The 14,109-nt window shown below is 61.9% G+C and carries 15 protein-coding genes; 9 read left to right on the top strand and 6 right to left on the bottom strand.

The genetic code is table 11. From position 1 onward, the window contains the following. The first annotated feature begins 3 nt into the window (after positions 1-3). Genes phrB through AC07N4_RS28275 form a run of 8 tightly spaced genes read left to right on the top strand, consistent with a single transcriptional unit; the run spans position 4 to position 6,803 of the window. Positions 4-1,449, top strand: a complete 1,446-nt coding sequence (gene phrB / locus AC07N4_RS28310; RefSeq protein WP_493066645.1) for a deoxyribodipyrimidine photo-lyase — start codon at positions 4-6, stop codon at positions 1,447-1,449. Then, positions 1,442-1,864, top strand: a complete 423-nt coding sequence (locus AC07N4_RS28305; protein ID WP_493066604.1) for a nuclear transport factor 2 family protein — start codon at positions 1,442-1,444, stop codon at positions 1,862-1,864. The genes phrB and AC07N4_RS28305 overlap by 8 nt, the downstream gene beginning before the upstream one ends. Next, positions 1,861-2,643 (top strand): SDR family NAD(P)-dependent oxidoreductase, encoded by a 783-nt coding sequence (locus AC07N4_RS28300; protein WP_493066605.1) that lies wholly within the window; start codon positions 1,861-1,863, stop codon positions 2,641-2,643. The genes AC07N4_RS28305 and AC07N4_RS28300 overlap by 4 nt, the downstream gene beginning before the upstream one ends. Continuing rightward, positions 2,640-3,887, top strand: coding sequence for an NAD(P)/FAD-dependent oxidoreductase (locus AC07N4_RS28295; RefSeq protein ID WP_493066606.1), 1,248 nt, complete (start codon positions 2,640-2,642; stop codon positions 3,885-3,887). The genes AC07N4_RS28300 and AC07N4_RS28295 overlap by 4 nt, the downstream gene beginning before the upstream one ends. Further along, complete coding sequence (locus AC07N4_RS28290; protein WP_493066607.1) at positions 3,884-4,699, top strand: DUF1365 domain-containing protein; 816 nt, start codon at positions 3,884-3,886, stop codon at positions 4,697-4,699. Before AC07N4_RS28295 ends, AC07N4_RS28290 begins: the two co-directional genes overlap by 4 nt. Then, the gene (locus AC07N4_RS28285; RefSeq protein ID WP_096822747.1) at positions 4,686-5,960 is read left to right on the top strand and encodes an SAM-dependent methyltransferase; all 1,275 of its coding nucleotides are present in this window, start codon (positions 4,686-4,688) and stop codon (positions 5,958-5,960) included. The genes AC07N4_RS28290 and AC07N4_RS28285 overlap by 14 nt, the downstream gene beginning before the upstream one ends. Then, the gene (locus AC07N4_RS28280) at positions 5,953-6,444 is read left to right on the top strand and encodes a DUF2878 domain-containing protein (RefSeq protein WP_102621221.1); all 492 of its coding nucleotides are present in this window, start codon (positions 5,953-5,955) and stop codon (positions 6,442-6,444) included. The genes AC07N4_RS28285 and AC07N4_RS28280 overlap by 8 nt, the downstream gene beginning before the upstream one ends. A 53-nt stretch (positions 6,445-6,497) precedes the next feature. After that, positions 6,498-6,803 carry a YkgJ family cysteine cluster protein gene (locus tag AC07N4_RS28275; RefSeq protein ID WP_096822743.1) on the top strand — a complete coding sequence of 102 codons (306 nt, stop codon included), beginning with the start codon at positions 6,498-6,500 and terminating at the stop codon, positions 6,801-6,803. A gap of 40 nt (positions 6,804-6,843) precedes the next feature. On the opposite strand, the gene AC07N4_RS28270 is transcribed toward AC07N4_RS28275, so the two are convergent. From AC07N4_RS28270 to hemA, 6 genes are all read right to left on the bottom strand, one after another. Further along, on the bottom strand, positions 6,844-7,362 hold the full coding sequence (locus AC07N4_RS28270; RefSeq protein WP_102621220.1) for an acyloxyacyl hydrolase: 519 nt from the start codon (positions 7,360-7,362) through the stop codon (positions 6,844-6,846). Between the two features lie 109 nt (positions 7,363-7,471). Further along, entirely contained in the window at positions 7,472-8,263 is a 792-nt protein-coding gene (gene murI / locus AC07N4_RS28265; RefSeq protein WP_102621219.1) for a glutamate racemase, read from the bottom strand. Next, a complete protein-coding gene (locus AC07N4_RS28260; RefSeq protein WP_096822740.1) occupies positions 8,256-9,011 on the bottom strand; it encodes a molybdopterin-synthase adenylyltransferase MoeB in 756 nt (251 codons plus the stop codon). The genes murI and AC07N4_RS28260 overlap by 8 nt, the downstream gene beginning before the upstream one ends. After that, positions 9,005-9,835, bottom strand: coding sequence for a peptide chain release factor N(5)-glutamine methyltransferase (prmC, locus tag AC07N4_RS28255; protein WP_493066608.1), 831 nt, complete (start codon positions 9,833-9,835; stop codon positions 9,005-9,007). The genes AC07N4_RS28260 and prmC overlap by 7 nt, the downstream gene beginning before the upstream one ends. Continuing rightward, the gene (gene prfA, locus AC07N4_RS28250) at positions 9,836-10,918 is read right to left on the bottom strand and encodes a peptide chain release factor 1 (RefSeq protein WP_096822736.1); all 1,083 of its coding nucleotides are present in this window, start codon (positions 10,916-10,918) and stop codon (positions 9,836-9,838) included. After that, positions 10,915-12,201, bottom strand: coding sequence for a glutamyl-tRNA reductase (gene hemA, locus AC07N4_RS28245; protein ID WP_007951716.1), 1,287 nt, complete (start codon positions 12,199-12,201; stop codon positions 10,915-10,917). Before hemA ends, prfA begins: the two co-directional genes overlap by 4 nt. Before the next feature lie 182 nt (positions 12,202-12,383). On the opposite strand from hemA, the gene AC07N4_RS28240 reads away from it, so the two are divergent. Beyond that, a complete protein-coding gene (locus tag AC07N4_RS28240; protein ID WP_192558981.1) occupies positions 12,384-14,108 on the top strand; it encodes a tetratricopeptide repeat protein in 1,725 nt (574 codons plus the stop codon). Position 14,109: the final 1 nt, after the last annotated feature.

The raw sequence follows: 14,109 nt of genomic DNA, 5'->3' as shown, positions 1-14,109 counted from the left end.
ACCATGCAATTGATCTGGCTGCGCAGCGACCTGCGCCAACATGACAACACCGCCCTGACGGCCGCCGCCGAGCGTGGCCCGACCGTGGCCGTGTACCTGTTGAGCCCCGGGCAATGGCAGGAACATGACGACGCCCCGTGCAAGATCGATTTCTGGCTGCGCAACCTGCGGGAACTGAGCAAACGCCTCGCAGCACTGAACATCCCGTTGTTGATCCGCAGCGCCCCGCGCTGGGATCAGGCACCAGCGGTGCTGCTTGAGCTGTGCCAGCAATTGAAGGTCGAGGCCGTTCACGTCAACGAGGAATATGGCATTCACGAAAGCCGCCGCGACGCAGAAGTTGAGCAGGCGTTGCAAGCCGAGGGCATCGCGTTTCACAGCTACCTCGATCAATTGCTGTTCAAGCCGGGCAGCGTGTTGACCAAGACCGGCACCTACTTTCAGGTGTTCAGCCAGTTCCGCAAAGTCTGCTACGAGCGTCTGCATCGTTCGATGCCGCCGCTGATAAAGGCGCCGTCGGCACAGGCCCCGCTGCACATCGACAGCGATCCGGTGCCCGAGTCCATCGACGGTTTCCCGACACCCGGCCAAGCCCTGCGCAACCTGTGGCCTGCCGGCGAAACAGAGGCCCAACTACGCCTCGACACCTTCGCCGATGTGCAGATCGACTATTACAAGAGCGAACGCGACTTCCCGGCCAAGCCCGGCACCAGCCAACTCTCGGCCTATCTCGCCGCCGGTGTGATCTCGCCGCGCCAGTGCCTGCATGCTGCGCTGCAAACCAATCAGGGCGAATTCGAAAGCGGCAAGGTCGGCGCCGTCACCTGGATCAACGAGCTGCTGTGGCGCGAGTTCTACAAACACATTCTGGTGGGTTACCCGCGAGTGTCCCGGCATCGCGCGTTCCGCCCGGAAACCGAAGCCCTGGCCTGGCGCGATGCGCCGCAGGAACTGGCGGCCTGGCAGGAGGCACGCACCGGCCTGCCGATCATCGATGCGGCCATGCGCCAATTGCTCGAAACCGGCTGGATGCACAACCGCCTGCGAATGGTGGTGGCGATGTTCCTGACCAAGAACCTGCTGATCGACTGGCGCGAAGGCGAACGCTTTTTCATGCGTCACCTGATCGATGGCGATCTGGCGGCGAACAACGGCGGCTGGCAGTGGAGCGCGTCGACCGGCACCGATGCGGCGCCTTACTTCCGGATTTTCAACCCGGTCAGCCAGTCGGAAAAATTCGACAGCGAAGGCCTGTTCATCAAGCACTGGCTTCCTGAACTGGCCGGACTGAACAAAAAGGACGTGCACAACCCGGCGAGCGCCGGCGGACTGTTCGGCGTAGCGGACTATCCACCGCCGATCGTCAACTTGAGCACTTCACGGGAACGGGCGCTGACGGCGTTCAAGAACCTGCCCTCCCGTGCGTCTATCGGAGAAGGCCATGAGTGAATTCCTGCGCCGTTTTGCCCGCCAGTTCGCGCAGTTGAACAAGGACAACCTGCACAGCCTGGACGCGCTCTACAGCGAGGACATTCATTTCACCGACCCACTGCACGAGGTGCAGGGACTGACGCAATTGCGCAGCTACTTCAGCGAGCTGTACGCCAACGTCACCGAGCTGCGGTTCGACTTCCACGGGTTCGACCAGATCGGCGACTGCGAAGGTTACCTGCGCTGGGTCATGAGTTACCGCCACCCGCGCCTGGCCGGCGGACGATTGATTCGCGTCACGGGCTGCTCGCACCTGCTCTGGCGCGACAAGGTTTATCGCCACCGGGATTACTTCGATGCCGGGGCGCTGCTTTATGAACATCTACCTGTATTGGGCCGGGTGATTGCCTGGCTGAAAAGGAGACTGGGATGAGTCGTTCAACGCCACGCCGTTATTGGCTGACCGGCGCCAGCAGTGGCATCGGCGCAGCGCTGGCAGAAGAGATTCTGAAAACCGGTGCACACCTGGCGGTCAGTTCCCGTCAGGTCACACCACTCAAAGTGCTGTCGCAACGCTATCCGGGCCAAGTGCTGGTGCTGCCGGGGGATTTGACCAACAGCCAGACCGTGCGGGAAATCGGTGAACAGATCGCGATGGACTGGGGGTCGCTGGACAGTGTGATTCTCAATGCCGGCACCTGCGAGTACGTCGATGCCCAGCAGTTCGACGCCTCGATCATCGAGCACGTGGTGCGCACCAATCTGCTCGCCAGCAGTTACTGCATCGAAGCCGCCCTGCCCTTGCTGCGCAAGGGCACCGCGCCGCATCTGGTGGGCATGGCCAGTTCCGTCACTTACGTGCCTTTGCCTCGGGCCGAAGCCTACGGCGCGTCGAAGGCCGGGTTACGGTATCTGTTCGAGTCGTTGCGCATCGATCTGGCGGACGAAGGCATTGAAGTCACGGTCATCAGCCCGGGCTTTGTCGAAACGCCATTGACCGCCAAAAACGATTTCCCGATGCCATTGAGCTGGCCTGCGGAAAAAGCGGCGAGTCACATCTACGGCAGACTCAAGGAGCGGCCTCTGGAGATAGCCTTTCCGGCGCTGTTCATGGCTGCGCTCTGGCCATTGTCGAAAATGCCGACGCGGGTACAACTGGCGATTGGCAAACGCATGGTGCGGCGCAGCCCGCCGCTCAGGGATCTGACGTGAACATCGCCATTGTCGGCAGCGGGATCGCAGGCCTGACCTGCGCCTACCTGCTCAATCGCCGGCATGACGTGACGGTGTTCGAGGCCGGCGACTGGGTCGGCGGCCATACGCACACAGTAAAAGTGACGGTGGATGGGCGTGATTACGCAGTGGACACCGGGTTCATCGTGTTCAACGACTGGACGTACCCGAACTTCATTCGCTTGCTCGGCCAGTTGGGCGTAACCGCCAAGGCCACCGAGATGAGCTTTTCGGTGACCGACCCCGACACCGGCCTGGAATACAACGGCAACAACCTCGACAGCCTGTTCGCCCAACGCAGCAATCTGTTGTCGCCGGGGTTCTGGGGCATGCTGCGCGACATCCTGCGCTTCAATAAGGAAGCCCGGCGCGACCTCGCCGAACAGCGGATAACCACTGACACCACGCTGGATGATTACCTCAAGGCCGGCGGTTACGGCGAGCGCTTCATCCTGCATTACATCGTGCCGATGGGCGCGGCGATCTGGTCGATGCCCATGGCCCAGATGCTGAATTTTCCGTTGCAGTTCTTCGTGCGGTTCTTCGAGAACCACGGTTTGTTGTCGGTCAGCAATCGTCCGCAATGGCGAGTGATCGAGGGCGGCTCGAGTGCTTACATCGCGCCGCTGACCGAGTCATTCAAAGAGCGGATCCGCGTGAACTGTCCGGTAAACCGGATCGAACGCAACGAACACGGCGTGGTTATCCACAGCCCCGTCGGCATCGAACACTTCGACAAAGTCGTGCTGGCCTGCCACAGCGATCAGGCATTGCGTCTGCTTGCCAGTCCGAGCAGTGGCGAGCGAGAAATCCTCGGTGCCCTGCCCTACGCCGACAACGAAGTGGTGCTGCACACCGACACCCGCCTGCTGCCGACACGCAAACGGGCCTGGGCCAGTTGGAACTATCGCCTTGGCGGGGCCGGCCATACTCAGGCGGCCGTGACTTATGACATGAACATCCTGCAGGGCATTCAGAGCGACTCCACGTTCTGCGTCAGCCTCAACCAGAGTGCCGGCATCACCCCGTCCAAAGTGCTTGCCCGCTTCACCTACGCCCACCCGCAATTCAGCCTCGCGGCGGTGGCGGCGCAACAGCGCTGGGCCGAACTCGACGGAGCACAACACACCCATTATTGCGGCGCCTATTGGGCCAACGGTTTCCATGAAGACGGCGTGGTCAGCGCTTTACGCGTCGCCGCAGCGTTCGGAGAAAACCTGTGAACAGCGCGCTCTACAGCGGCTGGATCGCCCATCGGCGATTCGCCCCGCGCCGTCATGAGTTCCGTTACCGGATCGGGCTGATCTACCTCGACCTGGCCGAACAGGACGCCGTGCGGAACCTGTCGCCCTTGGCAGGCGCGAGCCGGTTTGCCCCGTTTTCGTTTCGCGAGAGCGACTACCTCAAGACCTTTACCGGTCGCGGTGTGCGGCTGATTGATGCGGTACGCCTGCTGGTCGGTGAGGCCCTCGGTCACGAGCCGCAGGGCTCGATCTGCCTGCTGACTCAGCCCCGCAGCTGGGGCCTGGCGTTCAACCCGGTGAGTTTCTTTTACTGCCACGAGGCCGACGGGCAACTGGCGGCGATTCTCTGCGAAGTCAGCAACACGCCGTGGCGCGAGCGCTATCACTATGTGCTGCCGGCGCAAGCCCCGACCAGCGTGCGCGACTTCCACCAGCACTTCGCCGTGGCCAAGGCGTTTCACGTATCGCCCTTCCTGCCACCGGATCTGGAATACCGCATGAGCTTCAGCCCCGCCGCACAAACCCTGGGCGTGCACATGGCCGACTGGCAGGGCGAGCAAAAACTGTTCGACGCCACGCTCAACCTGAAACGCGAACCTCTTGATCGACGCAACCTGCACCGGCATCTGTGGCGTTTTCCCTGGATGACCGCCAAGACCGCGCTGGCGATCTATTGGCAGGCCCTGCGATTGCTGCTCAAGCGCACCCCGCTGTTTCCCCATCGGACGGCCGACGACAGCTTTCGAACCGCTACTGCGTCTCCCGAGGAGCACCGCCATGAAATCCTCTAGTGTTTCGGCCAGAGCCGCCATCCCGTTCAGTACGCACGGCATCACCGGTTCGCTGCTGCGCCGCGGTGTTCTGCGTCAGCTCGCACAGCTCAAACATGGGCAACTGGTGGTGATCGAGGACGGCGAACGCCAGGTCTTCGGCACGCCGGGCAGTGCGTTGCTGGGCGAGATTCATGTCCTTGATGCGGCGGCGTGGGGCATGGTCGCGGGCAACGGTTCGATCGGTGCGGGTGAAGCCTTCATTCATGGTTACTGGAGTTCGCCGGACCTTACGGCGGTAGTGCGCGTCTTCGTCAGCAACCTTGAGGTGCTCGATGGCATGGAGGGCGGACTGGCGAAAATCGGCCGGCCGCTGGTGCGCGGGCTGCACTGGCTTAACCGCAACACGCGCAAGGGCTCGCAGAAAAACATCGCCGCGCACTACGACCTCGGCAACGATCTGTTCGAGCAGTTTCTCGACCCGACCATGATGTACTCGGCGGCGCAGTTCCTGCACCCCGACGACAGCCTGGAACAGGCGCAGTTGAACAAACTGGAGCGGATCTGCCAGAAACTCGCGCTCGAACCCGGCGACCACCTGCTGGAAATCGGCACCGGCTGGGGCAGCATGGCGCTGTATGCCGCGCAGCACTATGGCTGCAAAGTCACCACGACCACGCTGTCCAAAGAGCAATACGCGTTCACGGCCCGGCGCATCGAAAGCCTCGGCTTGCAGGATCGAGTGACGCTGCTGCTCAAGGACTACCGCGACCTCACCGGCCAGTACGACAAACTGGTATCGATCGAGATGATCGAGGCGGTCGGCCATCGCTTCCTGCCGACCTACTTCAAGCAATGCGCGCACCTGCTCAAGAGCAACGGCCTGATGCTGCTGCAAGCAATCACCATTCGGGACCAGCGTTACGAGCAGGCGAAACGCGGCGTGGATTTCATCCAGCGTTACATCTTCCCCGGCGGCGCCCTGCCGTGTGTGCAGAAGATGCTCGAAATCGTCAGCCGCGACACCGACATGAACCTGCTGCACATGGAAGATTTCGGCCTGCACTACGCCCGGACCCTACGCCTGTGGCACGAGAACTTTCGCCATGCCCACGGCCGTCTGAGCGAATTGGGCTACGACGATTATTTCCTGCGGCTGTGGGAGTTTTATCTGTGCTACTGCGAGGGCGGCTTCCTCGAACGCACCATCGGCACCGCGCAATTGCTGTTGGCCAAACCGGCGGCCATGCCGGCACCGTTGCTCGGGCGCTTCGATGCTTGAGCGGATTGCCAACGCCGTTCTGTTCCAGGTCGGCTGGCTGGCCTGCGTGCTCGGCGGCAACAGCCTGTGGTTGCTGGTGGCGCTGGCGGTGCTGGTGATTCATCTGCGCTGGATCAGCAGTTGGGCGGCGGAGGGTCGACTGATTCTCAGCGTGGTGATTCTGGGTACGGCCGTGGACAGTGGCTTGCGCGGCCTAGGGGTGTTCGAGTTCAAGGATCTGTCGCCGCTGATTCCGCTGTGGCTGATGTTGTTGTGGGCACTGCTCGCCACGACGTTACGCCATTGCCTGCAATGGAGCGCCCGGCCATGGTGGCTGGCGGCTCTGCTCGGGGCCGTCGGTGGCGCGCTGTCGTATTGCGCCGGTGGACGACTGGCCGGGGTGCAATTTCCTTACGGCGAGTTACCGACCTTGATCGGCATCGGTCTGCTGTGGGCGCTGCTGTTTCCGTTATTGCACCAACTGTCCGGGCGTCTGGAGGACTGATCGTCTGTCAGGGCTTTCACACGTCCATCGGCCACTGCCGTACACTGGCGCCCATGAAAACCATTCCCCTCCAGCCAATCGACGAGCCCGCAGTCACCTGTTCGACCTGCGCGGCCTGCTGCTGCCAGCTCGAAGTCATGCTGATCACCGACACCGGCGTGCCCGAGCGCTATATCGATACCGATGATTGGGGTGGTGAAGTGATGTTGCGCCTGGACGACGGCTGGTGCGCGGCACTGGATCGCGACACGATGATGTGCACGATCTACGAAAAACGCCCGCTGATCTGCCGCGAATTCGAAATGGGCGCCCCGGAATGCATCGACGAACGCCAGGGGATTGCCACGGCGTATCGCTGAATACAAAAAAGGAGCGCCGGGCGCTCCTTTTTCATGGGTGTTACAACGGCATCGTGTAATGCAACGAGTAGCTTTCTACCCCGTCGTTGTTGCTCGACATGCCGGCGTTGGAATAGTGAGTCGCGCGAATCCCCACCTCGTGCCCGCCATGGAAACGCAGGCCGAAACCGAAGCGGTCTTCGAACTGGAAGGCCTGGCCGATCTTATTGCCTTCGTACTCGGTGTTGGAAAACACCGCAGCGCCGATGCCGGCCTCGACGTACGGCTTGATCGACTCGCCGGAAAACTCGTAAACAAACACCGGCGAGAACGACAGGCTGTTGTTGCTGGAGCCCTTGTCACCTTCCCAGTAGGTGTAGGCGCCACTCCAGTAACCGGTCAGACGACCGACATCGCTTTGCAGCCAGCTCTTGTCCCAGTCGAAATTCATCCCCAGGCGATACGTCATCGTTGAATCGCTGGTGGCCCCAACCCCGAATTCCACACCCGCGGCTTGCGCGGTAAAACTTTGCCCCATCAGTGCGGCCGCAATCGCGGCCAAGCAGAATAGTCGCTTCACTTGAAACATCCTTTTCCGAACGGTCGTATGGTTTTTAGTTTGCTTGACGCTATAGAAATCGGCGTTTGAACAGAAGTTCAGCTGATTTTTCAGTTATGACGCAACTTTTTTACAAACCGAAGCTTTGCACATCGCCGGGCAATTGTCCCAGCAACGGCAGGATGTTTTTCAGGGATTGCGGATCGGCACTGGTCCAGAATTTCGCGGGGTGGTTCGGGCCCTCGGCGAGCAGTTCGCGCTCGGCCAGCAGACGCTGAAGTTGCCGGGCCACGGCGGCGCCGGTGTCGATCAGGCTGATGTCGTCGGGGAGCATCGCCTTGAGCATCGGCTTGAGAAACGGATAGTGGGTGCAGCCGAGAATGATCGTGTCGCAGCCTGCGCCCAGCAGTGGTTCAACATAGCGGTGAAGTAACTGGCGCAGCGCGTCGCTGTGCAGGTCGCCGTTTTCGATCCGCTCGACCAGTCCCGGGCAGGGTTGGGTAATGACCCGAATATCGGTGGCAAAACGATCAAGCAGTGCCGCGAACTTCGCGCTCTGCAAGGTGCCGGTGGTGGCGAGTACGCCGACTACTCCGCTGCGAGTGGCGGCAGCAGCCGGTTTGACCGCCGGCTCCATGCCGACAATCGGCCAGTCGGGGAAGTCACGCCGCAGGTCAGCGACGCCGGCCACGGTCGCGGTGTTGCAAGCGATCACCAGCGCCTTGGCGCCCTGCTCGCGGAAAAAACCGGCCATCACGCTGCAACGCTCGCGAATGAACTCCGGGGTTTTCTCGCCATAAGGAATGTGGCCGCAATCGCCGAGGTACAGCAGCGATTCATTGGGCAGCAACTGCTGGATTTCCGCCAGCACCGACAGACCGCCGACGCCGGAGTCGAATACGGCGATCGGCGCCTCACGCATGGTGCGAACCACAGACACTGCACCCAGGATCACGCTTGACCCGCAGTTCACGGAAGCGCGAGCCCAGTGCATCGATCAACAGCAGGCGACCCACCAGTGGCTCGCCGAATCCTGCCAGCAACTTCAACGCTTCCAGCGCTTGCAGGCTGCCGACCAGGCCAACCAGAGGACCGACCACGCCGGCCTCGCTGCAGGTCAGTTCGGCTTCGCTGCCGTGACCGTACAGGCAGTGGTAGCACGGACTTTCGGCACGACGCGGGTCGAACACCGAGAGCTGCCCTTCGAGGCGGATCGCCGCGCCGCTGACCAGCGGTTTGCGCGCAGCCACACACGCAGCGTTGACTGCTTCGCGAGTGGAGAAATTGTCCGAACAGTCGAGCACCAGGTCCACCGCAAGCACGGCAGCAGCGAGGGAGTCCTCGTCCAGCGCCTGGCGATGGGGCACCAGTTGAATTTCAGGGTTGATCGCGCTCAGGCGCTTGAGCGCCGAGTCGACCTTGGTCATGCCGACGCTGTCGGTGTCGTGGATGATCTGGCGTTGCAGGTTGGTCAGGTCGACCGTGTCGAAATCCGCCAGATGCAACTCGCCGACACCCGCCGCCGCCAGGTACAAGGCCACCGGTGCGCCGAGACCGCCGAGGCCGACGATCAGGACACGGCTGTCCTTGAGCTTCAACTGGCCATCGATGTCGATGTGTTGCAGCAGGATCTGCCGACTGTAGCGCAACAATTCCTGATCATTCAGCACGGCAGGCGCCCCAGGCTGATCCGTTGATGGCCGCCCAGATCGGTGCGGCTGTGGACTTCTTCGAAACCTTGCGTCAGCAGCAGATCGCGCACGGCTTCGGCTTGATCATAGCCGTGTTCGAGCATTAGCCAGCCACCGGCCTCCAGATGTGCCGGCGCCTGGGCAATGATCAGGCGTATATCGTCGAGCCCGTCGACGCCGGCCACCAGCGCGCTTTCCGGTTCGAAACGCACATCGCCTTCGGCAAGATGCGGATCGGCGGCGCGGATATACGGCGGGTTGCTGATGATCAGCTCGAAACGCTTGCCTTCGAGGGCACTGAACCAGTGGCTGCTCATCACCGTGGCGTTGTTCAGGTGCAGGCGCTGACGGTTGCGTTCGGCCAGGGCCACGGCTTCCAGCACACGATCCACGGCGGTGACGTTCCACGCCGGGCGCTCGCTGGCCAGAGCGAGCGCAATTGCGCCGCTGCCGGTGCCGAGGTCGAGCACTTTGGCCGGGGTCGCCGGGAGCAATTCCAGTGCGGCCTCCACCAGCAGTTCGGTGTCCGGACGCGGGATCAACGTGTGCGGCGCGACTTCCAGATCGAGCTTCCAGAAACCCTGCTGGCCAAGAATGTAGGCCACCGGTTCACCGCTGCGACGACGCTGCAGATATTCGGCGAAGACCAACACGGCTTCGCTCGGCACGATGCGCTCAGGCCAGGTGTGAAGAAAACTGCGCGACTTGCCCAGCGCCGCGGCAAGGAGCAGTTCGGCGTCCAGGCGCGCGGTGGGCGAGTCCGGCAGTTCGGCGGCGCGCAACAGGCTGGCGATGATGGTCATTTATTCACCTATCGCTGCAAGTTGGTCGGCCTGGTATTCGGCCAGCAACGGCTCGATCACCGCTTCGACGCCACCGGCGAGGATTTCGTCGAGGGAATACAGGGTCAGGTTGACGCGATGGTCAGTGACCCGGCCCTGGGCAAAGTTGTAGGTGCGGATGCGTTCGGAGCGGTCACCGGAACCCACCAGCAATTTACGTTCGCTGGCGATGGCGTTGGCCGCCGCAGCGGTCTGCTGGTCGTTGAGCTTGGCCGACAGCCAGGCCATCGCCCGTGCACGGTTCTTGTGCTGGGAACGCTCTTCCTGGCACTCGACCACGATGCCGGTCGGCAAGTGGGTGATACGGATCGCCGAGTCGGTCTTGTTGACGTGCTGACCACCGGCCCCGGAGGAACGGTAGGTGTCGACGCGCAAGTCCGCCGGGTTGATCTCGATCGCTTCCTGCTCGTCCGGCTCCGGCAACACGGCCACGGTGCAGGCCGAGGTGTGGATCCGGCCCTGGGATTCGGTGGCCGGCACACGCTGCACGCGGTGGGCACCGGACTCGAACTTCAACTTGCCGTAGACGTTGTCGCCTTCAACCCGAGCGATGACTTCTTTATAGCCGCCGTGCTCCCCCTCGTTCTCCGAGAGGATTTCCACCCGCCAGCCACGCCGCTCGGCGTAACGCGAATACATGCGGAACAGGTCGCCAGAGAAGATCGCCGCCTCGTCACCACCGGTGCCGGCCCGGATTTCGAGGAACACGTTGCGCCCGTCGTTCGGGTCCTTAGGCAGCAGCATGCGCTGCAAGGTGGCTTCCAGCTCGATGAGTTGCTCTTTGGTTTCACGGACTTCTTCCACGGCCATTTCGCGCATGTCCGGGTCGCCGTCCTTGAGCAACGCCTGGGCGCCTTCCAGATCGGCCTGGGCCTTGAGCAGCTGTTTATAGGCTTCGACGACCGGCTCGACTTCGGCGTATTCCTTGGAATAGGCGCGGAATTTGGTCTGGTCGGAAATGACTTCGGCGTCGCCAAGCAGCGCCGTCAGTTCCTCGAAACGGTCCTGGAGGATATCCAGCTTATTGAGCAGTGACGCTTTCATTGCGGTTTTTTATCCGAAAAGCTATCCGGTGAGCCCTCGAGGGCAAAGAGTTCCTGGGCCATGGCCAGCGCATCGAGGCGGCCTTCGGCAGAAAGCTTTTTCAACTGTACGCTCGGGGCGTGCAGGAGTTTATTGGTCAGGCCACGGGCCAACTGGCCCAGCACGTCTTCGGCGTTGCCGCCGTTGGCCAGCAGGCGCAGGGCCTTTTGCAGCTCTTCGTCGCGCAGGCGTTCGCTCTGTTGACGATAGGCCTTGAGCACATCGACCGCCGCCAGTTCACGCAGGCGCACCATGAAATCGTCGGCACCGACCGAAACCATCTCTTCGGCCGCTTGCGCTGCGCCCTGGCGGCTCTTGAGGTTTTCGGCGACCACTTCGTGCAGATCGTCGACGCTATAGAGGTAAACGTCGTCGAGTTCACCGACTTCTGGCTCGATGTCACGGGGAACGGCGATGTCGACCATGAAGATCGGCTTGTGCTTGCGCAGCTTCAGGGCGCTTTCTACCGCGCCCTTGCCGAGGATCGGCAACTGACTGGCGGTGGAACTGATGACGATGTCGCTGCGCACCAGTTCGGCCGGGATGTCCGAGAGCAGCACCGCGTGGGCGCCGAACTGTTCGGCCAGCAGGCTGGCGCGCTCCAGTGTGCGGTTGGCCACCACAATACGCTTGACCCCCAGCTCATGCAGATGGCGGGCGACCAGGGTGATGGTCTCGCCGGCGCCGATCAGCAGGGCCTGGCTGCGTTGCAGGTCGCTGAAAATCTGTTTGGCCAGGCTGACGGCGGCAAACGCCACGGACACCGGGTTTTCACCAATGGCGGTGTCGGTGCGCACTTGCTTGGCAGCATTGAACGTTGCCTGAAACAACCGGCCCAGCAACGGCCCGATGGTGCCGGCCTCGCGGGCCACGGCGTAGGCCGATTTCATCTGGCCGAGGATCTGCGGTTCGCCCAGCACCAGCGAATCGAGCCCGGAGGCGACCCGCATCATGTGACGAACTGCCGCATCATCTTCGTGCACATAAGCACTCGCGCGCAGCTCATCGAGGCTTAAATGGTGATAGTCGGCCAGCCAGCGCAGCACGATATCGGCCGAAAGCTGATCCTGTTCTATATACAGTTCACTGCGATTGCAGGTGGAAAGGATCGCAGCTTCGCGGCTGTCGGTGAGCCGGCAGAGCTGCTGCAAGGCCTCCACCAGCTGCTCAGGGGTAAAGGCCACGCGCTCGCGGACGTCTACTGAAGCAGTCTTGTGGTTGATACCGAGTGCAAGGAAGGCCATTCAAGGTCGCTGATGGTGACGTGAAGCCGGCAATTGTCCTACTTCGTCAGATTCAGAACAACTACCGCTGACTATTGTCCCAATTGTCCGCCCCTATAATGGCCACAATCGAGACTCGGTTATGTTTGGCCGAAGGCTTGTGTCATGATGATCCGACCGCAGGTTAGTCGTCCTCTTCCTATATGAATAGATCTTCCGCGTTGCTCCTTGCTTTTGTCTTCCTCAGCGGCTGCCAGGCCTTGGCCCCCGTTTCGCACGATGGCACCTCATCGGTCGAAGACACCACGCCAGCCCCTGAAAAGCCCAAGGTTTACAGCTCGTTCAGCGAAGAAACGGTTTTCAGCCTGCTGAGCGCCGAACTCGCAGGCCAGCGCAATCGTTTCGACATTGCCCTGGACAACTACGTGACCCAGGCCATCAACACCCAGGATCCGGGCGTTTCCGAGCGGGCGTTCCGCATTGCCGAGTACCTGGGCGCGGATCAACCGGCGCTGGATACCGCGCTGATCTGGGCGAAAAACGCCCCGGATGACCTCGAAGCGCAACGCGCCGCCGCCGTGCAACTGGCACGCGCCGGGCGCTATGACGACTCGATGGTCTATATGGAGAAAGTCCTGCAGGGCAAGGGCGACACCCATTTCGACTTCCTCGCGCTGTCGGCCGCCGACACCGATCAGGAAACCCGCAACGGTCTGATGAAGAGCTTCGACCGTCTGCTGCAGCGTCACCCGCACAACAATCAGCTGATTTTCGGCAAGGCCCTGCTGATGCAGCAGGACGGCGACACCAAAGGTGCGCTGACCCTGCTCGAAGACAATCCGCCGGACGACGGCGAAATCGCCCCGATCCTGCTGCGCGCCCGCCTGTTGCAAGGGCTGAACCGTGGCGACGAGGCCCTGCCGCTGCTGCAGAAAAACATCAAGAAGTACCCGGACGACAAGCGCCTGCGCCTGACTTACGCGCGGATGCTGGTGGAACAGGACCGGATGGATGACGCCAAGGTCGAGTTCTCGACCCTGGTCCAGCAATACCCGGAAGACGACGAACTGCGTTACTCGCTGGCACTGGTCTGCCTGGAAGCCAAGGCCTGGGATGAGGCCAAGGGTTACCTGGAAGACCTGATCGCCCGCGAAAGCCATGTCGATTCCGCGCACCTGAACCTGGGCCGCATTGCCGAAGAACGCAACGACCCGCAAGGCGCGCTGATCGAGTACGCCCAGGTCGGACCGGGTAACGACTATCTGCCGGCACAGCTGCGTCAGGCCGATATTCTGATGAACAACGGCAAGACCGCCGAAGCCCAGAGCAAGCTGGCCGCCGAACGTGATGCGCAGCCGGATTACGCGATCCAGTTGTACCTGATCGAGGCTGAGACCCTGTCCGCCAACAATCAGGGCGACAAGGCCTGGAAAACCCTGCAACAGGCGTTGCTGCAATACCCGGATGATCTGAATCTGCTCTACACCCGGGCAATGCAGGCGGAAAAACGCAACGACCTGGCACAGATGGAAAAAGACCTGCGCCTGATCATCAAGCGCGATCCGGACAATGCCATGGCCCTCAACGCCCTCGGCTATACCCTGTCCGACCGCACCACCCGCTACGCCGAAGCCAAGGCGCTGATCGAGCAGGCCCACCAGATCAATCCGGAAGACCCGGCGGTACTCGACAGCCTCGGCTGGGTGAATTTCCGCATGGGCAACCTGGATGACGCCGAGAAGTACCTGCGCCAGGCCCTCGAGCGCTTCCCCGATCACGAAGTCGCCGCTCACCTGGGCGAAGTCCTGTGGACCAAGGGCAATCAGCGCGAAGCGAAACAAATCTGGGGCAAGTTCCTCAAGGATCAGCCCGACAGCACCATTCTGCGCAGCACCATCAAGCGCCTGACCGGATCCGAGACTCTTTAAC

The sequence above is a fragment of the Pseudomonas sp. GW821-FHT09E04 genome, assembly GCF_059416185.1.
Note: the sequence above shows the minus strand (reverse complement) of the source record. Positions and strands in the feature narration are given on the sequence as shown.

What these genes read in the sequence shown, in the direction of transcription:
- hemA (WP_007951716.1), bottom strand. Translation starts at nt 12,201, where the DNA reads ATGGCCTTCCTTGCACTCGGTATCAACCACAAGACTGCTTCAGTAGAC.
- AC07N4_RS28240 (WP_192558981.1), top strand. Translation starts at nt 12,384, where the DNA reads ATGAATAGATCTTCCGCGTTGCTCCTTGCTTTTGTCTTCCTCAGCGGC.
- prfA (WP_096822736.1), bottom strand. Translation starts at nt 10,918, where the DNA reads ATGAAAGCGTCACTGCTCAATAAGCTGGATATCCTCCAGGACCGTTTC.
- phrB (WP_493066645.1), top strand. Translation starts at nt 4, where the DNA reads ATGCAATTGATCTGGCTGCGCAGCGACCTGCGCCAACATGACAACACC.
- murI (WP_102621219.1), bottom strand. Translation starts at nt 8,263, where the DNA reads ATGCGTGAGGCGCCGATCGCCGTATTCGACTCCGGCGTCGGCGGTCTG.
- AC07N4_RS28285 (WP_096822747.1), top strand. Translation starts at nt 4,686, where the DNA reads ATGAAATCCTCTAGTGTTTCGGCCAGAGCCGCCATCCCGTTCAGTACG.
- AC07N4_RS28300 (WP_493066605.1), top strand. Translation starts at nt 1,861, where the DNA reads ATGAGTCGTTCAACGCCACGCCGTTATTGGCTGACCGGCGCCAGCAGT.
- AC07N4_RS28280 (WP_102621221.1), top strand. Translation starts at nt 5,953, where the DNA reads ATGCTTGAGCGGATTGCCAACGCCGTTCTGTTCCAGGTCGGCTGGCTG.
- AC07N4_RS28275 (WP_096822743.1), top strand. Translation starts at nt 6,498, where the DNA reads ATGAAAACCATTCCCCTCCAGCCAATCGACGAGCCCGCAGTCACCTGT.
- AC07N4_RS28305 (WP_493066604.1), top strand. Translation starts at nt 1,442, where the DNA reads ATGAGTGAATTCCTGCGCCGTTTTGCCCGCCAGTTCGCGCAGTTGAAC.
- prmC (WP_493066608.1), bottom strand. Translation starts at nt 9,835, where the DNA reads ATGACCATCATCGCCAGCCTGTTGCGCGCCGCCGAACTGCCGGACTCG.